This is a genomic window from Reinekea blandensis MED297 (genome assembly GCF_000153185.1).
In the GTDB taxonomy this organism is placed as follows: domain Bacteria; phylum Pseudomonadota; class Gammaproteobacteria; order Pseudomonadales; family Natronospirillaceae; genus Reinekea; species Reinekea blandensis.
Genome location: NZ_CH724149.1, coordinates 153,509 through 174,029, shown reverse-complemented (window position 1 = coordinate 174,029; position 20,521 = coordinate 153,509). Strand labels below are relative to the sequence as shown.

The 20,521-nt window shown below is 52.9% G+C and carries 21 protein-coding genes; 8 read left to right on the top strand and 13 right to left on the bottom strand.

Annotated elements, in window-relative coordinates:
• Positions 1 to 3 precede the first annotated feature (3 nt).
• Together MED297_RS00900 and hemH are read right to left on the bottom strand one after the other, a co-directional pair.
• A complete protein-coding gene (locus tag MED297_RS00900) occupies positions 4 to 273 on the bottom strand; it encodes an HlyU family transcriptional regulator (protein WP_040556366.1) in 270 nt (89 codons plus the stop codon).
• Positions 274 to 811: 538 nt separating this feature from the next.
• Positions 812 to 1,828 carry a ferrochelatase gene (gene hemH, locus MED297_RS00895; protein WP_008041489.1) on the bottom strand — a complete coding sequence of 339 codons (1,017 nt, stop codon included), beginning with the start codon at positions 1,826 to 1,828 and terminating at the stop codon, positions 812 to 814.
• Between the two features lie 68 nt (positions 1,829 to 1,896).
• On the opposite strand from hemH, the gene MED297_RS00890 reads away from it, so the two are divergent.
• On the top strand, positions 1,897 to 5,388 hold the full coding sequence (locus tag MED297_RS00890) for a PAS domain-containing hybrid sensor histidine kinase/response regulator (protein ID WP_008041488.1): 3,492 nt from the start codon (positions 1,897 to 1,899) through the stop codon (positions 5,386 to 5,388).
• 147 nt (positions 5,389 to 5,535) lie between these two features.
• Positions 5,536 to 5,907 carry a hypothetical protein gene (locus MED297_RS00885; protein ID WP_008041487.1) on the top strand — a complete coding sequence of 124 codons (372 nt, stop codon included), beginning with the start codon at positions 5,536 to 5,538 and terminating at the stop codon, positions 5,905 to 5,907.
• 3 nt (positions 5,908 to 5,910) lie between these two features.
• Here MED297_RS00885 and MED297_RS00880 read toward each other — a convergent pair whose 3' ends face one another.
• From MED297_RS00880 to MED297_RS00850, 7 genes are all read right to left on the bottom strand, one after another.
• Positions 5,911 to 6,114 carry a hypothetical protein gene (locus MED297_RS00880; RefSeq protein ID WP_008041481.1) on the bottom strand — a complete coding sequence of 68 codons (204 nt, stop codon included), beginning with the start codon at positions 6,112 to 6,114 and terminating at the stop codon, positions 5,911 to 5,913.
• Positions 6,115 to 6,342: 228 nt separating this feature from the next.
• Positions 6,343 to 6,999 (bottom strand): response regulator transcription factor, encoded by a 657-nt coding sequence (locus MED297_RS00875; RefSeq protein WP_008041479.1) that lies wholly within the window; start codon positions 6,997 to 6,999, stop codon positions 6,343 to 6,345.
• Positions 7,000 to 7,060: 61 nt separating this feature from the next.
• Complete coding sequence (locus tag MED297_RS00870) at positions 7,061 to 7,549, bottom strand: hypothetical protein (RefSeq protein WP_154650804.1); 489 nt, start codon at positions 7,547 to 7,549, stop codon at positions 7,061 to 7,063.
• A 115-nt stretch (positions 7,550 to 7,664) separates the two neighbouring features.
• Positions 7,665 to 8,903 (bottom strand): cystathionine gamma-synthase family protein, encoded by a 1,239-nt coding sequence (locus MED297_RS00865; protein ID WP_008041477.1) that lies wholly within the window; start codon positions 8,901 to 8,903, stop codon positions 7,665 to 7,667.
• A gap of 5 nt (positions 8,904 to 8,908) precedes the next feature.
• Entirely contained in the window at positions 8,909 to 9,457 is a 549-nt protein-coding gene (locus MED297_RS00860; protein ID WP_008041476.1) for a DUF2058 domain-containing protein, read from the bottom strand.
• A 141-nt stretch (positions 9,458 to 9,598) separates the two neighbouring features.
• Positions 9,599 to 11,542: an acetate--CoA ligase gene (gene acs / locus MED297_RS00855; RefSeq protein ID WP_008041475.1), complete on the bottom strand. Its 1,944-nt coding sequence runs from the start codon at positions 11,540 to 11,542 to the stop codon at positions 9,599 to 9,601.
• 94 nt (positions 11,543 to 11,636) lie between these two features.
• The gene (locus MED297_RS00850) at positions 11,637 to 12,185 is read right to left on the bottom strand and encodes an NnrU family protein (RefSeq protein WP_008041474.1); all 549 of its coding nucleotides are present in this window, start codon (positions 12,183 to 12,185) and stop codon (positions 11,637 to 11,639) included.
• 130 nt (positions 12,186 to 12,315) lie between these two features.
• Between MED297_RS00850 and MED297_RS00845 the strand changes: the two genes are divergently transcribed.
• On the top strand, positions 12,316 to 12,810 hold the full coding sequence (locus MED297_RS00845; RefSeq protein ID WP_154650803.1) for a C40 family peptidase: 495 nt from the start codon (positions 12,316 to 12,318) through the stop codon (positions 12,808 to 12,810).
• A 33-nt stretch (positions 12,811 to 12,843) separates the two neighbouring features.
• Here the strand turns inward: MED297_RS00845 and MED297_RS00840 are convergent, their stop codons facing one another.
• From MED297_RS00840 to glnK, 4 genes are all read right to left on the bottom strand, one after another.
• Complete coding sequence (locus tag MED297_RS00840) at positions 12,844 to 13,851, bottom strand: amino acid ABC transporter substrate-binding protein (RefSeq protein WP_040556364.1); 1,008 nt, start codon at positions 13,849 to 13,851, stop codon at positions 12,844 to 12,846.
• 60 nt (positions 13,852 to 13,911) lie between these two features.
• On the bottom strand, positions 13,912 to 14,736 hold the full coding sequence (locus MED297_RS00835; RefSeq protein WP_008041471.1) for an LEA type 2 family protein: 825 nt from the start codon (positions 14,734 to 14,736) through the stop codon (positions 13,912 to 13,914).
• A 176-nt stretch (positions 14,737 to 14,912) separates the two neighbouring features.
• Positions 14,913 to 16,133 carry an ammonium transporter gene (locus MED297_RS00830; protein ID WP_008041470.1) on the bottom strand — a complete coding sequence of 407 codons (1,221 nt, stop codon included), beginning with the start codon at positions 16,131 to 16,133 and terminating at the stop codon, positions 14,913 to 14,915.
• A 25-nt stretch (positions 16,134 to 16,158) separates the two neighbouring features.
• The gene (gene glnK / locus MED297_RS00825; protein ID WP_008041469.1) at positions 16,159 to 16,497 is read right to left on the bottom strand and encodes a P-II family nitrogen regulator; all 339 of its coding nucleotides are present in this window, start codon (positions 16,495 to 16,497) and stop codon (positions 16,159 to 16,161) included.
• Between the two features lie 390 nt (positions 16,498 to 16,887).
• On the opposite strand from glnK, the gene MED297_RS00820 reads away from it, so the two are divergent.
• The 5 genes from MED297_RS00820 to MED297_RS00800 all read left to right on the top strand — a co-directional run bounded on the left by MED297_RS00820 (position 16,888) and on the right by MED297_RS00800 (position 20,510).
• Entirely contained in the window at positions 16,888 to 17,172 is a 285-nt protein-coding gene (locus tag MED297_RS00820) for an accessory factor UbiK family protein (RefSeq protein WP_008041468.1), read from the top strand.
• Positions 17,173 to 17,292: 120 nt separating this feature from the next.
• A complete protein-coding gene (locus MED297_RS00815; protein ID WP_008041463.1) occupies positions 17,293 to 17,889 on the top strand; it encodes a hypothetical protein in 597 nt (198 codons plus the stop codon).
• Between the two features lie 465 nt (positions 17,890 to 18,354).
• Positions 18,355 to 18,918, top strand: coding sequence for a hypothetical protein (locus MED297_RS00810; protein WP_008041462.1), 564 nt, complete (start codon positions 18,355 to 18,357; stop codon positions 18,916 to 18,918).
• On the top strand, positions 18,911 to 19,474 hold the full coding sequence (locus tag MED297_RS00805) for a VTT domain-containing protein (RefSeq protein ID WP_008041460.1): 564 nt from the start codon (positions 18,911 to 18,913) through the stop codon (positions 19,472 to 19,474). The genes MED297_RS00810 and MED297_RS00805 overlap by 8 nt, the downstream gene beginning before the upstream one ends.
• A gap of 25 nt (positions 19,475 to 19,499) precedes the next feature.
• Complete coding sequence (locus MED297_RS00800) at positions 19,500 to 20,510, top strand: NAD(P)-dependent alcohol dehydrogenase (protein ID WP_040556363.1); 1,011 nt, start codon at positions 19,500 to 19,502, stop codon at positions 20,508 to 20,510.
• Positions 20,511 to 20,521 lie beyond the last annotated feature (11 nt).

The window sequence follows — 20,521 nt, the reverse complement described above, 5'->3', positions numbered from 1 at the left end:
CCATTAACTGTCAAATACCCGATCGCCCAGTTGATCTATCATCATCTGGGCTTTTTTCAGGCTGAAGGATTTTGCTTCATCCAACGTAGGAATCAGATCGGCCCGCACAAAGGTGTGGCTCAGCAATGCTTCCCCTTCACCTTTTTCAATTCGACCGCCCACCCGGTATTGACCCGATTCCGCCACCGGCTCAGCCGCAACGCGATACCCTTTGTACTCAGTCCACTCCAGAGTTACGGCTTTCGGTGCCGATTTCTTAAACCAACCAAACATAAACTGCCTCCCATCCAAATCGACCATGATACTACGCGTTGCACTGAACGTGGAGAGAGGTAAAACCACGCAGAAAGATGACCTGAATCATTCAATTTACTGCCAGAAAGGTTGCCTGACGCCAAGGTTTCAGGTTACCGACGCTTACATTCGGCTGACTAAAACGCAGAGTGTTACCACAAACCCCAAAAGTGTTACCGATAGCCACGTTACCCACAGCAGCCATGCATATGACCTGATCATAAATCAACCATATCGATATAACTTATTGATTTTAAAGGGTTTATTACTTTTGGCACGCCCCCTGCTATTACAAGGGCACAACGACTATAAGACACCCGTAAACAAAAACAAAAAGTGGGTGGATTTAAGAACGGTGGGCGCCCATCCAAAAACAAGAATAAGGGCGCTGTTTTTATTCCCGGACCGCCAAAAACAACAATGGTCTGGAAATTTCAGATACGCTTCCCCAATAAGAACAAGAATATGCAAGCGCCGTCTTCCTGACGACGCCTCCTTATTCATTATTTCCTGACCGTCACGTTGCCAACCATCCGGCCAGCTCCCGGGTCACCATGTCGTTCAACACCTGCATGCCTTCTTCACTGTCATTCAGGCAGGGTAACACGGTACAGTTTTCACCTCCGGCTGCTTTAAACGTCTCGACCCCTTCCATGGCAATTTCTTCCAACGTTTCAAGACAATCCGTCGCAAAGCCCGGCGTCAGCACCAGTAGATTCTTCACGCCTTCGCCAGGTAAGTCGGCCAGCGTATCGGACGTGTAGGGTTCAAGCCATTTCGCCGGACCAAAACGGCTTTGGAAAGTAATCAACACCTTGTCATGCGGCCATCCCAGCGCTTCTGCGAGCAGGCGGCCGGTTTTCTGACAATGGCAATAGTAAGGATCACCTAACTCCAGTGACCGCTTTGGTAACCCATGAAACGACAACAGAATCTTGTCAGGTGCAGGATTCGCCGAGCCTAAATGCGCATGAACCTGTTGGACCAGCGCATCGATATAGGCAGGCTGATCGTACCAGGGGTGCGCAATACGCACGGTCGGTTGCCAGCGCAATGTTTTCAAATGATCGAAAACCGCATCGTTGACCGATGCATTGGTGGTTGCTGAATATTGTGGGTAAAGTGGCACCACCAATAACCGGTCGCAGCCGGCGGCTCGCATGGCATCGAGTCGGGACGCAATATCCGGATTGCCATAACGCATGGCGAAATCCACAACCAACTCCGGCCAATGAGTTGCCAGTTTTTCGGACTGGGCCCGGGTGAAGTACCGCAGCGGTGATTCCTGATCGTCATGTCGCCAGATTTTTGCGTAGGCGGCGACCGACTTCTTAGGCCGGGTGTTCAATACGATACCATTTAAAATCAGCCACCAGATCGGTTTCGGAATTTCGACCACTCTGGAATCGGACAAAAACTCTCTAAGATAGCGGCGTACACTGCGCACCGACAGATCATCAGGCGTGCCCAGATTGACCAGCAGAACGCCAACACGGCCATACGCGACGGAGGGATGTTGCTTTGGTTGATGCATAGTCATTTTCAGTTATGGTAAAAGTGGGTAGTGTAGCGATTACGCTGACGAATAAGAATAAGATCTGCATGAACCCTTGGATTCTCTTTGCCTTTGCTGTGCTCTATTTCGCTTTGCTTTTTGGCATTGCGCTTTACGGTGATTCGCGTTCCGGTCAACGCGTAACCCGACGCCACAGCCATTACATTTATGCTCTGTCACTGGCAGTCTATTGCTCAAGCTGGACGTTTTACGGAGCGGTCGGTACCGCCGCCAACAGCGGCTGGTCATTTTTGCCGATTTATCTCGGACCGTTGCTGGTTTTTGTGTTTGGTCATCGACTGCTGCAAAAGATGATTCGGGTCGGCAAACGACAGAACACAACGTCCATTGCCGACTTTCTGGCGTCGCGCTACGGCAAACAACGCGGTATCGCCCTACTGTCGACGCTGATCTGTACTGTCGCCGGCATTCCCTATATTGCCTTGCAGCTTAAGGCCGTCACCAACTCCATTACCGTGCTCTCAGCGTCTGCGCACCCCGCGCTGCCGATACCCGACACGGCGTTAGTCGTTGCCATCTCGATGATGGGCTTTGCCATTCTGTTCGGCACCCGCCAGGTCGATGTGTCGAAACATCACCCCGGCATGATGCTGACCATCGCATTCGAATCGCTGATTAAACTCAGTGCCCTAATCATCCTGGCACTCTACGTCATCTTTGTTTTTTACAGTGGCACTGATGAATTTGCCAGTGAGCTGGCCGCGGCACAGGCATTCAATTGGTCGGGAATCAGTCTGAACTTCCTGACTCAGTTGTTATTAGCCGGCGCGGCCATTCTGGTACTGCCCCGGCAATTTCATGTCATGGTGGTTGAGAACACACAGCTCAGTCATTTGAAAACCGCGCGCTGGGTGTTTCCATTGTATTTAATCCTGATCAGCCTGGTGATCCTGCCCATTGCCTCCGCTGGTTTGCGTCTGTTCGAAGGCTCAGGCATCGATGCCGACACCTTTGTGCTGTTGTTACCGCTGGCCGGAGATCAGTTTTGGTTAACGGTACTGGTGTTTATCGGCGGTTTCTCAGCGTCTATGGCAATGATTGTGATCACCACACTCACGCTATCCACCATGCTCAGCAACGACGCGTTTGTGCCGTTAATGTTGAAACGACGACTGAACGAATCCTCCGAAGCCGTCGCACCCTGGCTGCTGTTGATTCGGCGTATCATTATCATTGCCGTCATTTTAATTGCCTGGTTGTACAACCTGCTCTTCGGTGAAACTGAAGCCTTATCAGCCATTGGCCTGCTGGCATTTTCTCTGGTGGTTCAGCTACTGCCCGCGCTCATTGGTGGTCTGTACTGGCGACAAGCTCACACCCACGGCGCCTATGCCGGAATGATTGTCGGCAGTCTGCTCTGGTTCTGGACGTTGATAGTTCCCATGCTCAGTCAGGCCGGATTTATCGATCAGACCTTGCTCACCCATGGTCCTTATGACATTCGCTGGCTGCGCCCGGAGTTCCTGTTCGGCTTTGAGTTCAGTGACGCCCTGTCCCGCGGTGTCTTTTTCAGTCTGGCGTTCAACGTGGCGGCCTACGTGTACTTTTCGAGGCGAGCCAAACCCACCTTGGCCGACCGGCTGCAAGCGTCCGCCTATGTTCAGTTCAACGAGCATCTGCAGTCCGATGACAATCGACAGAAGAAAAAACCCCAGGTTAAAACCGGTGAACTGATCTCCATGCTTGAGCGATTCGCCGGAAGCAATCAGACACAACGCTGGATTGATGACTTCGAGCGAGTTAATCATATCCGTCTGCAAGCCCATGACATTCCGACCGCGGATTTCATCCGCTACATTGAACGGACGCTATCCGGCGTCATTGGTGCCAGCTCGGCACGCGCGATGATGCATTCGGCGTTAGCTGGTCGAGAGCTGCACCTCGAAGATGTGGTGACCTTTTTTGATGAAGCCACTCAAGCCATCCAATTTAATCAAAAAGTCCTGTCATCAACGCTGGAGAACCTCGATCACGGGGTTTCGGTGATCGATCGCGACTTGCGGCTGGTCGCCTGGAATCGCAAATACCTGGAAATGTATGACTACCCGAAAGAACTGATTCGCGTCGGCAAGCCGATCGAGGCGCTGGTTCGCTATAACGCCGAGCGCGGGGAATGCGGCCCCGGTGAAGTGGAAGAACACGTACAAAAACGTCTGAATCATTGGCGCAGCGGCACAGCGCATCGCTTCATTCGCGTCCGCAACAATGGTCGCGTGACTGAAATACGGGGTAACCCACTGCCCGGTGGTGGCTTTGTTACCACATTCAACGACATTACCGAGTTCGTCCGGGCTCAGGATGAACTGCGTGAAGCGAAAGACACACTTGAAGCCCGGGTACAACAACGCACTCAGGAAGTTCGTGAAATAAACGCAGAGCTGCGCGCCGAGATTGCCGAACGCGAACGAGCCGAATCTATGATCATGGAAGCCAAGACCGAAGCGGAACTGGCGAATGAAAGCAAAACCCGATTTTTAGCACTGGCCAGCCATGACATTCTTCAACCGCTGAATGCGGCCCGTTTGTACAACACTGCGCTGCTCGAGCAATGGCCGGACAACGCCATTCTGCCAAAACTGGAAAGCTCGCTGCGTACAACAGAGGAACTGATCTCGACGCTGCTGGAAATCGCCAAGCTGGACGGTTCCACGCAGGCACCCAGCTTCGAAACCGTGGAACTGAACCGCCTGTTTCAGTCCATCAATGATGAATTCAGTGCTATCGCCGGTGACAAGCAGCTTCGTCTGATCGTTCGCGAAACCAATCTGTATGTCCGCAGTGAAGCCCGCCCGCTACGCCGGATACTGCAAAACCTGGTGTCCAACGCAATCAAGTACACCAGACGCGGTGGTGTCCTGCTGGCGGCCAGGAAACGGTCGGATCATGTGCAAATTGAAGTCTGGGATACCGGCTTGGGCATTAATGAGTCAGACTTTGAACGGATCTTTCTCGACTTTAACCGCCTGGACCAACATCAGCAGGAAGCACAGGGAGTCGGCTTGGGCCTGAGTGTGGTCTCGCGGATCAGTCAACACCTGGATCATCCGATCCAGGTCCGTTCGCGTCTGCATCGTGGCTCGTGTTTTTCTTTACAGGTACCGCTAGTGGACGACGTACCGATGCCGAAAGCCGAAGGCCCTAAGCGGACCATTCCATCTCATCAGCTTCAACTTAAGGTTCTGGTCGTCGACAACGACCGGCAGAACACCGATGCGCTGAACACCCTGCTCAGTGGCTGGGGCTGCCAGGTCACAACCGCTTCCACCCGAGCCGAAGCGCTTGCCGCCGAGCCACCTGAACTGTTGATTATGGATTACCATCTTGGTGAATCCCTGACCGGGTTCGAGCTGTTTAAGGAACTGAAGCGTCAATGGGGGCAAACCGTGAACGCCATTCTGGTAACGGCCCACGGCGATGCCGAGTTACAACAACAGGCTGCCAATGCCGGCATGGGTTATCTGGCCAAACCGGTAAAACCCATCGCGCTTCGAGCGTTGATCAAAAACCGACAGACCTGACGAACTGGGGCCATGAAAGGGCATCAAAACGCATGAAAGTGTTAACTGGAACTAAAAATCGGTAAAAACCAAAAAGCCAGTGAGAAGCAGTCGACGGATTTAACGGAACAGAGTCGTTACTGTTATTCGTCAGAGGAGACTTTCATTATGTACAGACACAAACTGACCGACGTCCCTGACTCGGTTTTGAAGCAACCCAGCGGAATAAAAAAACAAATGCGCTGGCAAGCGGATTATAACGTGGCTGCGTGGTTCAGATTCGATCGGGTTGCACAGCAACCCATTCGCTTACAACTGTTCTGGCACGATGACAGCGGCCAACACAGTATGAACATCGACCAAACCAACGTGAACGCATCGTCATTGCTGTTGTCGGGCATTGCAAAACTTAAGGTGAACGGACCTTTGCAGGCGATGAGTATCATCGTTGAATGCGAGCACCACGACTATCGAGTCGATGAGCTGTTTGTTCAACCGGCTGCCAACCCCGCGCAGACGGCACAGCGCGCCCAAAGCTAACGCTCAGGCTTTACTGAAGACCGGCTCGTCAACGATGTCGGTCAATACCGGGGGAACTGGCTGATGGCCGCTGGTTTTTTCCACTCTATCGGCCAGGTTTTCCGGTAATTCGTCAAAATCCAATCCTGTTGAACGCTTCAGATGCTCCAGAGCCAGTTCCGGTTTGACATCGTACAGTCGGATGACATTGCTCTTCACTGCTGACATGTTGGCGAACCTGTTATTCACTGTTTCGTTACTATCAGTTCAGCGAGAACCGTGCCAATGAAGTGTTTTCAGGGTTATTTTTCGGGGATTGGAAGCGCAAGCCGCTGATTGCTGGCTTTCAGATTTTTGCCGCGATATCCGAACGATAGTCACATTCGAAAGGATCACAGGTTAAATGCGAAATAGGACGGGAAGTGACCTATTTCGTCACCTCCCATCAGCCTTGGATCAGGCGGAAATCGGCGGGTCGACGTGGAGCTTGTTCGCTAAAATCACCGCTTGAGTCCGATTCAGCACATTCAGCTTACGAAAGATAGCGGTGACATGCGCCTTTACCGTCGCCTCGGAAATGTCGAGATCGTAGGCAATCTGTTTGTTCAGACGACCGTCCTGAAGGTGACGCAGCACTCGCAGCTGCTGGTCCGTCAGTTCGTTAATGCGACGGGCGATGTCTTCCAGCTCAGAATCCGGCGATAGATCGATGTCTGGCCAGTACTCATCGCCTTGTAAGACCGACTGTACTGCGTGCAGTATGGACTCCGCTGCCAGCGATTTAGAAATAAACCCGGCTGCGCCACAAGCCCTTGCCTTGGCAATAATCGAAGGGTCATCGTTCCCCGAAATCACCAGCACAGCGATGGCAGGATAAAGCTTGCGCACTTCAAGCAAGCCAAGAAACCCATCATTACCCGGCAGATGAAGATCCAGCAAAACCAGATCGACTTCGGCATTTTGTTTCAGGAACGACAGCGCCTCTTCCAATGAGGAGGAGAACTCGATTTGTCCAGCCGCCTGCAGCGCATGCGGACCGGTACTCTGAGTTAAAGACAACTTCAGAGCATCTCGAAACAACGGGTGGTCATCAACAATCAGTATTCGATCCACAATTTCCGTCCTTTTCTGATGTTATTCATCAACAGGCTGCACCCAGACATTCTATCGACGATCAATTTACCAACTCACCATACAAAAAACCGGAGCAACCGGACAGTTCAAACATCAGTCGGCTGTAGGCATTTGTCAGCGAAGGAATAAGCTCGGCAAGACGATCTCTGGCCGCTGTGTCATTCAAATCCTGCCAGAGCCGGAGTTGTGTCTGGCTGCGGGTCACAGTTTCTGCAACCGACGTATATAAACGACTCAGGTCGGTCATTGACTCGTAGGCATCGGCTTGAGGCAAAACGCCATTTGCGCAATCAATGGCACGGACAGATAAGGTCGTCGCTACGTCGATATACTGATTAAAATACTGCGAATATTCAGTTTTAAAAGCGTCTGAGTCCAACGGGTCACTTACGGACCATTGGTCATGCAAAACGACCGGCGTTTCCAGAGACATTTCCGAAAAAGACCGTAGCAAATCGCCGGATTCTGTCGCAGAGACTCCGGCGCACAGCACGATCGCGCAACATCCGAGCCATCGTCGACCACTCATGAGCAGCACCCTTGGTTTTTATCATTGTTATTTAACCGGCGACTAACACGCCGGTTTCGTACAGGCGTCGATGATTGTCACTCTTTTTCGTTGCGCTGTCACCCTGTCATGGTGTTCAGAGCGAATCCAATGCCGACTGAAACGCCTCGAGCAGATCATCGGTCTCTTCGATACCCACAGAACACCGAATCATCCGCTCTCCAATACCGAACTCAGCGCGTCGCTGAGCGCCCATCTCAAAAAAGATAGTGCTTGCCATCGGCAGCGCCAGTGTGCGGTTATCGCCCAGGTGGGTCGCATTGATAACGAGATCAATCCGGTTCAACAGATCCGCGCAATCATAGCCTTCCGCCAGATCAAAGCTCAGGATAGCGCCATTATGGCGAAACCAGTCCCGGGCTCGATGATGCTGAGGATGGTTTTCCAGACCCGGGTAGTGCACTCGACTGATTTTCGGATGGTTTTCCAACATTTGAGCAAGCGACAAGGCATTATGACACGCCCGGTCCATGCGCAATGCGATGGTTTCAGCGCCAACCGAAATCTGATAAGCCGCATCGGAACTGAGTGTACCGCCCATATCACGCAGGGCTTTCTTCTTTATCTGAGTCAGCGCCCATTTTTTCGGATCGCCGGTACGATAGCCCTCAAAGATGTGCGGATAGCCCTGCCAGTCGAAGTGCCCTGTGTCGGTAATGGCGCCACCCAAAACGGTTCCGTGCCCGCTGAAGTATTTTGACAGACTGTTCATGACCAGCGAGGCGCCAACCTTTGACGGGTTGAACAAGTACGGAGAGGTCAGGGTGTTATCTACAATAAAGACCAGCTGTTCCTCGCGGCACCACTGGCCCAGGGCTTCAAGATCCGGAATCTGAGTCCCGGGATTGGCAATGGTTTCGGCAAAGACCAGTCGGGTATTAGGCTGCATGGCGGCCTTGGCATTGCGGGCATCAGTCAGGTCCGCGAAGGTCACGGAGACGCCAAAGTTTTCCAGCGTTGTTAACAGGCTGAAGGTATTCCCGAACAGGTACTGGCTGGCAATCACATGATCACCCTGCTTCAGCAATGCAAAAAAAGTCGCATTCAACGCCGCCATCCCAGTGGCAAATACCAGAGTTCCGACACCGCCTTCCGCCTGATTGATCATCGACTGCAGGGCATCGGTGGTGGGCGTAGACTGCCGTGCATAGGAGTGCCCGGTGTTTTTACCCTGAAAAACAGCCTCAAGCCCTTCCGTTGTTTCATAGCCGTAGGGAACACTGTTATAGATCGGCGCATGAATCGGTCCATCGCTGAAGCGCTGCAGACGATCATGGTGCACAATTCGGCTGGTGAAGCCTTTTACTTTGGTCATAGCGGTTACCACATCAGATCGTCAGGAATGACGAAGTCTTTATAGGGATCGTCGTCTTCGGGCAGAGACTCGTCTTTGTCTGCGACAAACACCACACTGGCGGGGCTGCGTTCGGCAATTTTATCGGCAACGGACTTTGTCACCACGTGATACTGATCATCACTGGAGACGATCGCTAACTTGCCGGTCGCGAGGTTTTCCTGAATGCTTTGTGTCACCCAGATGGATTTGATTTTGTTGTCGTGCCGGTCAGCAAAGTTGTATTTAATATCGCCGTCGTCCGAGCGAATCGACGTATGCTGAAGAATCTGCTTCACCTGAGCGAGCAGGGCTTTTTCGTCCGCCTTTTTTTGTCGTTCAAGGTTCAGTTGACGATCGCGTTCGGCTTTTTCGCGTCGGGCCTGCTCCACCGCTGTCTTAGACTCATCGGTGGTTTCCAGTTTGTGTTTACGCGCTTGTTTCTGCTGCTTTCGCTTTTCAGCCTTGTCCTTCTGAACCTGTTTTTTATCTGCCAGGCCCAGTCCCATCAGCTGATCCGCAATGGACTTCGACATTTCAATTACCCTGATCGTAAATGCCCTAATTGAAGCACAATTACCGATGGCGTTGAAGTCGAAGCAAGGAGGAAGGAATCATCAGGCCAGGATAAACACCGTGGCTCTGATGATTCCCATGTCGGGGGAACCCGCGATCGATCAGCGATTCATCCGTTCATCAATCAGGACATCAACCACACCCGGGTCGGCCAGTGTAGACGTATCCCCCAGAGCATCGTACTCATTGGCTGCGATCTTACGCAGAATACGACGCATGATTTTTCCTGACCGGGTTTTCGGCAGTCCGTCGGCCCACTGAATAAGGTCCGGGGTAGCGATCGGCCCGATTTCCTGACGCAACCACTGTTTCAGCTCCTGAGTCAGCTCATCGGAAGGGTAAATGCCGGCCATCGGGCTGACGTAGACATAAATCCCCTGACCTTTGATGTCATGCGGGTAACCCACCACGGCCGCTTCTGAAACCGATGGGTGCGCCACCAGCGCGCTCTCTATTTCAGCCGTTCCCAGACGATGCCCTGACACATTCAGCACATCATCGACCCGACCGGTAATCCAGTAGTAGCCATCTTCATCACGACGAGCCCCGTCGCCGGTAAAGTAGGTGCCAGGATAGGTACTGAAATAGGTTTGGATAAACCGCTCATGATCACCGAAAACAGAACGCATCTGACCCGGCCAGCTGTCCAGCAAGACCAGATTGCCTTCAACGGCCCCGTCCAGTTCCCGACCGTTATTGTCGACCAGTGCTGGCTGAATCCCGAAGAAAGGCCGCGTGGCAGAACCGGGTTTCATTTCGGTCGCACCGGGCAGCGGGGTAATCAGAATGCCACCGGTTTCCGTCTGCCACCAGGTGTCCACAATCGGGCACTCGCCCGCGCCGAAGGCATTGTGATACCACTCCCAGGCTTCCGGATTGATCGGTTCACCGACTGAGCCTAATAAGCGCAGTGACGACAGGTCCGTGCCTTCAACCGCCTTATCTCCGGTCGCCATCAATGCGCGAATCGCCGTCGGTGCGGTGTACAGGATATTCACCTTATGCTTTTCCACCACTTCGGCGAATCGTCGCGGTGATGGGTAAGTCGGAACGCCTTCAAACATTAACGTCACAGCACCATTGGCCAATGGCCCATAGACGATGTAACTGTGCCCGGTTACCCAGCCAACATCGGCGGTGCACCAATACACATCGCCGTCTTGGTAATCGAAAACGTACTCATGAGTCATCGAGGCATAAACCAGGTAACCACCGGTTGTATGCAGAACGCCCTTCGGTTTGCCTGTTGAACCCGAGGTATAGAGGATAAACAGCGGATCTTCTGCTTCCATAGGCTCGCATGGGCATTCGGAATCAACTGTATCGAAACGGTCGTGATACCAAACATCGCGCCCATCTTTCCAATCGACCTTACCGCCGGTGCGCTGAACAACCAGGACGTGGTTCACGCATTTAGTACCCTCATGTTCCAGGGCTTTATCCACATTGGCTTTCAATGGAATGCTCTTAGAGCCCCTTACACCCTCGTCTGCGGTAATGATCAGGTTCGAAGTACAGTCCTCAATCCGACCGGCTAGTGCTTCCGGTGAAAAGCCACCGAAAACAACCGAGTGGATCGCGCCAATGCGGGCACAGGCGAGCATCGCGTAGGCTGCTTCCGGTATCATTGGCATATAAATGGTAATGCGATCGCCTTTCTTGGCACCCAACGATTTGAGCACGTTAGCCATGCGACTGACATTGGCATGCAGTTCACGATAGGTGATGTGCGCGTCGTCTGTCGGTTCATCACCTTCGAAAATGATCGCCGTCTGATCGCCCCGGCTCTCCAGATGCCGGTCGATGCAGTTATAAGCGACGTTCAACTCACCATCGGCATACCAACGAATGCGATGGTTGGTTTTGTCGTAACTGACGTCTTTCACTTCGGTATAGGGTTTAAACCAGTCCAGGCGCTGGCCCTGCTCTCTCCAGAACCCTTCGTTGTCTTCAACCGACTGTTTATACAGCTCAAGATATTGTTGATTATTGACTTTTGTGCGCGCTGCGGCTGCTTCCGGAACCGGATACTTTTCTGAACTCATCGTGCCACCCGTTCTTGTTTTTGTGTTGCGACTATTTTGATTTTCACAGTCGAAAGGACAATGCGACCTTAGTGTATACGACCGAAGTCGTGGCCTACAAAGGCAGACCAAAGAGCACGCCGTGCAGCTGCCAGATGGCGACAAAGACAATCGTCCCGGCGACTACCACCATGGCATCGTATTTTACGGCGACTGGTTCGGTTTGCAGTGCAGCACCACGACGGGTCTGACTGACCATCGCATACACCGAATAGAGCGCAAAACTGCCGAATAACAGCATCGACGCAAGATCACCATTCACAGCCAAGTGCGCAACGGACCACAGGATGATGCCCCACAACATCGGATGCCGGGTAAACCGCTTAATATTGGTTTTCATGTGGGCTGCCGGTAACAGAACGAAACAGGCCCACATCAACGGCAACGTTGCCGGACGTAAAGCCGGCCACGCATCCCAAACGGGCTCAAAGGGTGCCCGAGCTTTGCCGGCGATGATCAGACCCAGCCCGATAAAGGAAATCAGTGCATAAACCCCCTTATAGGGCATGGCACCTAACGCCCCCACCAGATGGTCGCGCAGGGGCGTGGATGAAAGTATGTGAATGGCAAAAAATACCAGCAAACCGATCAGCAGCAGCGTCATCAAGGGCTCCTTGGTCGTTAGTGTCGACGTTAACAATCCTTCCAGTCACCATAGCACAACAACCCTTTCAGCCGTGCGAAACGGACTATCTTCTGCTATAACACCAGAAACCCTGATTGATCAGAATGCGATGCCTCGTTTTATAGCACCTGCAATGCTGTGTCTGTTGTCCGGCTGTGCCGGTTTTCAGAGCCTCGACGCGATGAACGGCTCGCCGGCTACTCTCACCACGGCAACAATGACAACGCCGACCTCCGCCCCTTCCAAGAACGGACTGGATAAGGTGTATGCACAGTATCGGGGGACCCCATACCGCTATGGTGGCACGGACGCTAACGGGTTTGATTGTTCTGGGTTTATCAAGGTGGCCTACAACGAAGCATTTGGAATGTCGCTGCCCAGAACCACGGAGCAACTGGCGGTGAACGGTCAGCCCATTCGCCGCGATCAACTGTCGGTGGGCGATCTGGTTTTCTTCAGAACCAGTGCCAAGCAGCTCCATGCCGGTATCTATACCGGTCAGGGCCGCTTCATTCACGCGTCGACTTCAAAAGGGGTCATCGAGTCGAGCCTCGACAACCAGTATTGGCGGCAACGATATTTCAAGGCCCGACGTTACCTCTAGAGGGCCATGAACTCCGGAGCACAGAAAAACTGTTCAGATCAACGGTGGCGCAAACAGGATACCGCCTTTGCTCCAAAGAGAGTTAAGCCCGCGGTCGATTTCCAGCTCGGAATCCTTGCCGACATTACCATCGTATATTTCCTGATAATTACCCACCTGAGAAATAATGTTGTAACCCCAATCGGATGCCAGTCCCATGGCACGCCCCGTATCTGAGTTGACGCCCAGTAAACGCTGAACGACCGGTTTATTCGACTTACGCATTTCATCGACATTAGCGCTGGTAACACCTAACTCCTCCGCGTTCACCAACGCAAACAGACACCATTTCACGATGTTGTACCACTGCATATCGTCCTGACGCACAGCCGGGCCCAAAGGCTCTTTGGAAATGACCGTGGGTAAAATCCGGGCACTGGAGGGATCGTCGAGCTTTGTGCGTTGGGCATAAAGTTGCGACCGATCCGAAGTAACTGCAGAGCATCGCCCGGCTTTAAAGCCGTTAATCGCCCGATCAGAGGAGGTGAATGACACCGGTTGATACCGTAAACCATGTTCCCGAAAATAGTCGGCCAGGTTCTGTTCGGTGGTGGTCCCCTTTTGCACGCAAATCGCGGCACCATCCAGTTCCTGCGGAGAGCGAATACCCGCATCTTCCCGAACCATGAATCCTTGCCCATCGTAAAAAGACACGCCGGCGAAAATAATGTCCAGAGTGGTGTCACGGCTGTGAGTCCACGTTGTTATCCGCGAAAGCACATCGATTTCACCGGATTGCAGCGCATTAAACCGATCACCCGGGGTCAGCGGGATATAACGGACTTTTTCTGCATTGCCCAGAACCGCCGCCGCAACCGCGCGGCAGACGTCCACATCCAAACCGGTCCAGTTACCATTACGGTCCGGATTGGAAAACCCTGGAATCCCGGTCGAGACGCCACATTTCAGAAAGCCCGTTTTACGGACATCATTGAGCGTCGACGCCTGAGCCAGCGAAAACGCCAAACTGAGGGCCACCGCCACTCCCATTCGCCACTTCATACAATCCTCTTTTTCTTCTTTTGGTACTGCACCGAGTACATTTACCTGTTTTGACCGAGTTTACCGCACTTGCCCCCCGGGCAGCGATGGTAAAGGTACTGCCAGATCCGAACTTGACCAGTTACCCTGCCAGTCCAGGTTCAGATTCTGAGGCCATTCACCGCTGTTCAGTGCATTCGCCAGCGATAAACCGACATCCAGAATCGAGAGGCTGACCATCACCTGTTGTGTTCGTGTTGTCTTTGAATCGAGCGTCTGATCGGCCAAACCTAGCGAGGCCAACGATCGGCCATTGCGATCGAGATCCAATGCAACGCCCCGGGTTGCGATGGAAAACACATTCGGGTTTTCAACCTCAACACCTAAAGCCAGCGTCACTTCTGTGAGTGTCAACGAGCGTACCGACCAATCCGTCAGACGCAACTTCGGCAGTTTCGGAATCGGCACTGTGAACTGTGCAGACCAATCCAACGTTTGTGGTCCCAATACCGGTACATCCAACGTCGGCCGCATACGCAAGGTCAGCGTTGCCTCACCCGCTCGGTAGACATCGCCTGCACGCCGCGCGAGTTCATCATAGACCAAGGCCCAGTCCAGCTCGGTCTCAATGGTGCCATTGGCGGGCAAACCGCCAATGGAGCGGTTCGACAGCGTCAACCAGGGCTGACCTTCCAGCCAGAGTTCCGTTTCCAGTTCACTGACCGGAATCTGATAAGGGTTGCGGTTACGAATCTGAATGCTGGACTGTCCCGTCAAGGCATCCAGGCTGACCGCAGTCAGGCGGGTGCTCTGGTACTGAAAATCGGGTGTTCGATACACATCGGTCAAAGACAGATTGGCGCAACTGCTAAACAGCAGCGCAACCAGGATTGGCCAATAACGCATGGGGTTGTCCTCAGGCAATAGTCGCCACAGATTGGCACCAGTCGCAGATCAGGTCAATTCCAAGTCTTCATTCCCGGAGCATCGTTCAGACTCAATTCAGGTTTCCAACTCTCAAAAAAAAGGCACCCGAAGGTGCCTTTAAGAAGATTCACTCTCTCGCGGTCACCCGCTGGCAATTAGCCTTTATTGAATTCTGGGTAGGCTTCCATACCGCACTCGGCGATATCCACACCTTCGTACTCTTCTTCTTCGGTCACACGGATACCCATGATCGCTTTCAGTACGCCCCAAACAATCAGAGAAGCAACGAAGACCCAGATGAAGATGGTCAGTGCGCCGCCCAACTGACCCAGGAAGGTTGCGTCAGAGTTCAGAGGTACCAGCATCAGGCCGAGGAAACCACAAGTACCGTGAACTGAGATGGCACCGACAGGATCGTCGATTTTCAGTTTGTCCAGAGCCAGGATGCTGAAGACCACCAACAGACCGCCCAGACCACCAAAGATGGTTGCTTCAACCGGAGACACGATGTCCGGACCCGCAGTGATGGTCACCAGACCAGCCAGTGCACCGTTCAGGATCATAGTCAGATCCGCTTTCTTGAACAGGATGCGAGCCAGGATCAGCGCAGCGATGGCACCACCAGCGGCGGCCGCATTGGTGTTCAGGAAGACGATCGCAACCGCGTTCGCTGTATCAACGGTAGAAGTCTGCAGAACAGAACCGCCGTTGAAGCCGAACCAACCCATCCACAGGATGAAGGTACCCAGCGTGGCCAAAGGCAGGTTAGCACCTGGAATGGCGTTAATTTCACCGTTCTTACCGTACTTACCTTTACGTGGACCCAACAGCAGAACACCAGCCAGAGCCGCAGCCGCACCGGCCATGTGCACAATACCGGAACCGGCAAAGTCGAGGAAGTTCAGCTCATACATACCGAACACAGCCTGACCACCCCAAGTCCAGCTACCTTCCATTGGGTAGATGAAACCGGTCATCACGACAGCGAACGCCAGGAATGCCCAGAGCTTCATACGCTCTGCTACCGCACCTGACACGATCGACATGGCGGTCGCAACGAACACAACCTGGAAGAAGAAGTCAGAAGATGGTGCGTAGTACCAGTCATCTTCAGCTCCGGTGACACCAGACTCCAGAATACCGCTCAGGAAGAAGCCGCCGTCGTACATGATTGCGTAACCGCAAACCAGATACATCAGGGAAGCGATCGCAAACAGGGCGACGTTTTTAGTCAGGATTTCCGTGGTATTTTTAGAGCGGACCAGACCCGCTTCCAGCATTGAAAAGCCCGCGGCCATCCACATTACCAGCGCACCGCACACCAGAAAATAAAAGGTGTCGAGTGCATAAGACAATTGCATTACATCGTTCATCATATCTCTCCGACTGGAAATTCGTTAATTAAATGGCTTCGTCGCCGGTTTCACCGGTACGGATACGCACGGCCTGTTCCAGCGTGGTGACAAAAATTTTGCCGTCACCGATTTTGCCGGTGTTCGCTGCTTTCGAGATGGCTTCAATGGACTGGTCAACCACGTCATCTGAAATCGCAACTTCAACTTTGACTTTTGGCAGGAAGTCCACAACATACTCAGCGCCCCGATAGAGCTCTGTGTGTCCTTTCTGACGACCGAAACCTTTAACTTCAGTAACCGTGATGCCCTGAACGCCGATTTCTGACAGCGCTTCACGGACATCGTCCAGCTTGAAGGGCTTGATGATGGCGGAAACTAATTTCATGTTGTCTGCTCCACAATTTTGACTCGTCTCGTCTGATCAGGAAGTCTCTGGTATAAGCCGGCGACCTATAACAGAGGCGTCTTGATCAGACGGTTGTTATGTCAGTCTTTCCTCTGGCAGTTGTTGCTTTTATTTCGCTAGAGAAACGACCTGTCTGTACTTACAATGCACACAATGCTTGATCTGTTGAGTGTGTCGCACAGTGCCAACGAGGTTATTGCGAAGGCTGTGCCAACTCACCAAAGCCCATAAAATCAATAACTTAGAGGCTGTGACGGCCGTCACACCAACAACCTACGCACCAGTTTAGGGCGGCGCACCGTATAGGTGCGCAAAAAAGAGCCAAAAAGAAACACGCCAACCACCACTTTGAAAAAGGCCGGATTCGCTATGAAATCACCCAACGATTTTCTCAATGAACTCACCACTCAACTGACCGATTTACTCGATCAGGGCAAACACACAGGCAACGATGTTCGCGACAACATCCGTGCGCTCATCCAAAGTCAGTTGACCAAACTGGATGTCGTCAGCCGCGAAGAGTTTGAAGTCCAACAGGCGGCGCTTGAAAACAACCGTAAGCAGCTGCGAGCCTTGGAAGCACAACTGTCGGCGCTGGAGGCCGAGCTTGAACAACAGCGCCAGTCATCGGCACCGGACCCATCGCAGCCGTAAAACATGACCACAGGCACTGTTGGTTTCAGCAATGGCCTTGTTATCGTTCTGAGGATCGGGGTTAAGCTGGCGTTCAGATCCGGCCCCCATAATGACGATCCGTCTGCAAGGAGGTTTGCTATGCGTTCATTACTCACCAATTATCTGAGTGCTGCGGTACTGGTTTTCGCCAGCGGCATTCTGGCCACTCAGGTGGTTGCCAAAGAATCGCTGATCGATATGGACAATGCGCGCGTCGGAGGGTTCGGTGGCCCGCTGTTTAAAGTCAGTCAGATCCAGAATGAGCAAACCTTCGAAATCGGCGGCATGGGGGGAGCTACCTTCACCACCGGTAAACATTCAATCATGCTTGGCGGTGGTGGTTATGGCCTGGTGAATGAGTTGGGCTGGAACAACGGTGACAAGCTGGATATGGGGTATGGCGGTCTGATGCTGGGTTACACCTATGATCCGGAGGCGCTGGTGCATGTCGACACCACCCTGTTACTTGGTGCCGGCGGTGTGACCACGATCGATACGGATACGGATATCTCAGATACCGGCTCGTTTTTGATTACTGAACTGTCCGCCGCGGTCGAAGTCAACCTGACTGAGTTTCTGGAAATCGGAGTGGGAGGTGCCTATCGACTTGCTTCCGATCCGTCACTACCGGGCCTGAACAGTAACGATCTGTCCAAACCCAGCGTGTTTATCAGCTTTCAGTTTGGTTCGTTGTAAGTAAAACCCGCTCAACCTTCGAGTGCCGCGTATCGGACGCGCCTTGATTGGGCTGAGCGATCAGCGGTTGACCGTTTTTCTCGCATCAACAGATACCCGTGACGGGGATAATTAGCCGTCACGGTATACCGTTCCCCTCTGAACGACACCAGGTCTCCAATAAAACGTTGGGCGCAATTGCCCGAAGTCAGTTTTAGCATAACGCGTCTCGATCCATGCTCCAGTCTCCGTTATTAACGGCCGTTGTCGCAGAAACTTGAGATTGAAACGCTCTCCTTTTCACACCTGTGACCTACGGCCCATGTCAACCGCGCTCGTCTGCGTTAACGTCACCTTCCGATGAATACGGAGCAGGACGACACAGGACATGAGCAAAACGGATCAACCGACAGGCAGGTCAACACACTTAGCCATCAGCCAAGTCGTTGCGTAAGATAGAACGATCTTGGTGAACACGGCAAACCCATGACTCCGATACTGAAAGGCCTCATCAAATTCTTTGTCTTCCTGATCAGCCTGATCTTGCTGTTGTTGCTGTCGCTGACCATTTATCTGAGTAACCCGGCGCTGATGAACGCCACCCTGCCATACCTTTTTGACACCGATGAGGTCTGCTATGAGCACCGTTGGTCAACCGCGGACAGTGTCGGTCAGGAAAAAACCTGTGAGAAAAAGCTCAAGCGGAGACACCCTGCACCACCTATCTCCAAGGGCGAACTGGTGTACATCCAGACGCTGTCACCGGCGGAGTTTGCCGAGCGTTATCAACGGCCAAACCAATCGCTGGAACAGATGTATCAGCAGTTTCAAGACGAAGGTTACGCACTGTTGAATCAATGGCATGCACGCCATGACGTTCTTGCTAATGAAACCTTAGGTACCGTATTACCCGGATTTGAGCAGCCGTGGCTGGGTTTTCAATTAATGTTCGTTCCGGCGTTCCCTAATCAATGTCTGGGTTTGTTTGTAAACCACCACGCCTGGCTGGATTACTATCTGGTGCTGGAGTTTGCCGCCTGCGATGAATAAAACTTTACTCAGCCTTTGGCTGCTGATCATCGTCACCGGCCTGCTCACTTACTTAAATTGGCTCGGGAACGACCTCAGCACCGTAACTTCGGCCCTGACCGGTTATGTTGACGACTGGTTCGTCCTCAGTTTACTCCTGTACACCCTGCTGCTTTCTGTTCGTGGCATGACGTTTATCCCGAGTACACCGTTACTGTTTATCGGCATTGCGCTGTTTCCTGCGCATCTGACGTTTGCAGCCAACATGGTGGGCATTTTCATGTCCTGTCTGCTGGTTATCTTGGCGATTCAACACGTCGGCATCGATGTTGCCCTCGCCCGGGTCAACAATCGTCACTACGTCAAAGTACGCGACCGAATCGATCGCAACGGTTACTATGCCATCGTTCTGTGGAGTTTTTTTCCGTTTGCACCAACGGACGCCATCGTCTATGTCGCCAGCAGTATGCGGGTCTCCCGGAAAAAAATAGTGGCCGGTGTCATGACCGGCGAAGCCATACTGAACGCCCTATACATCTACGGCGCAGAACTGCTGTTACAGCAATTGCGCTTCTGAACGGTGAATGCCAGAGGACCCGAGCATGAAAGCCATTCAATACCAACAGTACGGTGACCCATCCGTACTTGAACTCAAGGACGACGTACCCGTTGCCGAACTCAAAGACAAAAGCCTTCGAATCCGAGTTGAGGCCTGCGAAGTCACCAAAGGCGATTGTGAGTTGCGCAGCTTTCGTTTTCCGGTCAAGTGGTTTGCACTGCCCTTAAGACTGTACTTCGGCTTTTGGAAACCCCGTCGACAGCGCCGCATCTTAGGTGGTTACATTGCCGGCACCGTAGACGCCATTGGTGATCAGGTTCAGGACTTTGCGGTGGGTGATCGGGTGTTTGGCAGCACCGGTATGACATTAGGTGGTTATGGCGAGTTTGTGACCCTGCCGCACTCGGCAACCCTGGTTAAAACGCCTGAGAATGTCTCTTCCGAACAGGCCGCTGCCTGCATTCTCGGCGGGCTGAATGCCCTGCATTTTATGACGCTCGCTCAGCTTAAACCGGGGCAGCGACTGCTGATCAATGGCGCAGGCGGCAGTATCGGACTGTACGCCTTGCAGATTGCCAAACTTAAAGGCGCTCACGTCACCTGCATCGATGCCGCGCACAAGTTACCGATGCTGTCTCAGCTTGGCGCCGATATGGTCCTCGATTACCAGAACAACCCACTCGATGCTCAGCACCCGCTCTGGGATTGCGTTTTTAACATGGTCGCCGGACTGCCCATGCCCGGCTTTCTGAAGCATTTAACCGAATCCGGAACTTACCTATCCGGCAATCCGACCCTCGCCGATTTTCGTCACGCCCGCCGGCTCAACCATGGCAATCAGCAGCGCGCCATCTTAAAGCTGGCCGGTGAAACCCGGGAAGAACTGCAACAGTTGGCCGATTGGCTGAGCGATGGAACGGTGCAACCGGTCATCGACTCAATGGTCGCCGATCACGACATCCGCCAGGCTCATGAGCGGGTCGAAACGGAACAGCGGCTCGGTGCCGTCATTCTCAGTCGACAAACACCGCTGACGAAAACTGATACAGATTGATACAGATTGAC

Bases quoted from the DNA above. Each gene is read 5' to 3' on its own strand.
- MED297_RS00900 (WP_040556366.1), bottom strand. From the start codon at position 273: ATGTTTGGTTGGTTTAAGAAATCGGCACCGAAAGCCGTAACTCTGGAG.
- hemH (WP_008041489.1), bottom strand. From the start codon at position 1,828: ATGCATCAACCAAAGCAACATCCCTCCGTCGCGTATGGCCGTGTTGGC.
- MED297_RS00890 (WP_008041488.1), top strand. From the start codon at position 1,897: ATGAACCCTTGGATTCTCTTTGCCTTTGCTGTGCTCTATTTCGCTTTG.
- MED297_RS00885 (WP_008041487.1), top strand. From the start codon at position 5,536: ATGTACAGACACAAACTGACCGACGTCCCTGACTCGGTTTTGAAGCAA.
- MED297_RS00880 (WP_008041481.1), bottom strand. From the start codon at position 6,114: ATGTCAGCAGTGAAGAGCAATGTCATCCGACTGTACGATGTCAAACCG.
- MED297_RS00870 (WP_154650804.1), bottom strand. From the start codon at position 7,549: ATGAGTGGTCGACGATGGCTCGGATGTTGCGCGATCGTGCTGTGCGCC.
- MED297_RS00865 (WP_008041477.1), bottom strand. From the start codon at position 8,903: ATGACCAAAGTAAAAGGCTTCACCAGCCGAATTGTGCACCATGATCGT.
- MED297_RS00860 (WP_008041476.1), bottom strand. From the start codon at position 9,457: ATGTCGAAGTCCATTGCGGATCAGCTGATGGGACTGGGCCTGGCAGAT.
- acs (WP_008041475.1), bottom strand. From the start codon at position 11,542: ATGAGTTCAGAAAAGTATCCGGTTCCGGAAGCAGCCGCAGCGCGCACA.
- MED297_RS00850 (WP_008041474.1), bottom strand. From the start codon at position 12,185: ATGACGCTGCTGCTGATCGGTTTGCTGGTATTTTTTGCCATTCACATA.
- MED297_RS00845 (WP_154650803.1), top strand. From the start codon at position 12,316: ATGCCTCGTTTTATAGCACCTGCAATGCTGTGTCTGTTGTCCGGCTGT.
- MED297_RS00840 (WP_040556364.1), bottom strand. From the start codon at position 13,851: ATGAAGTGGCGAATGGGAGTGGCGGTGGCCCTCAGTTTGGCGTTTTCG.
- MED297_RS00835 (WP_008041471.1), bottom strand. From the start codon at position 14,736: ATGCGTTATTGGCCAATCCTGGTTGCGCTGCTGTTTAGCAGTTGCGCC.
- MED297_RS00830 (WP_008041470.1), bottom strand. From the start codon at position 16,133: ATGATGAACGATGTAATGCAATTGTCTTATGCACTCGACACCTTTTAT.
- glnK (WP_008041469.1), bottom strand. From the start codon at position 16,497: ATGAAATTAGTTTCCGCCATCATCAAGCCCTTCAAGCTGGACGATGTC.
- MED297_RS00820 (WP_008041468.1), top strand. From the start codon at position 16,888: ATGAAATCACCCAACGATTTTCTCAATGAACTCACCACTCAACTGACC.
- MED297_RS00815 (WP_008041463.1), top strand. From the start codon at position 17,293: ATGCGTTCATTACTCACCAATTATCTGAGTGCTGCGGTACTGGTTTTC.
- MED297_RS00810 (WP_008041462.1), top strand. From the start codon at position 18,355: ATGACTCCGATACTGAAAGGCCTCATCAAATTCTTTGTCTTCCTGATC.
- MED297_RS00805 (WP_008041460.1), top strand. From the start codon at position 18,911: ATGAATAAAACTTTACTCAGCCTTTGGCTGCTGATCATCGTCACCGGC.
- MED297_RS00800 (WP_040556363.1), top strand. From the start codon at position 19,500: ATGAAAGCCATTCAATACCAACAGTACGGTGACCCATCCGTACTTGAA.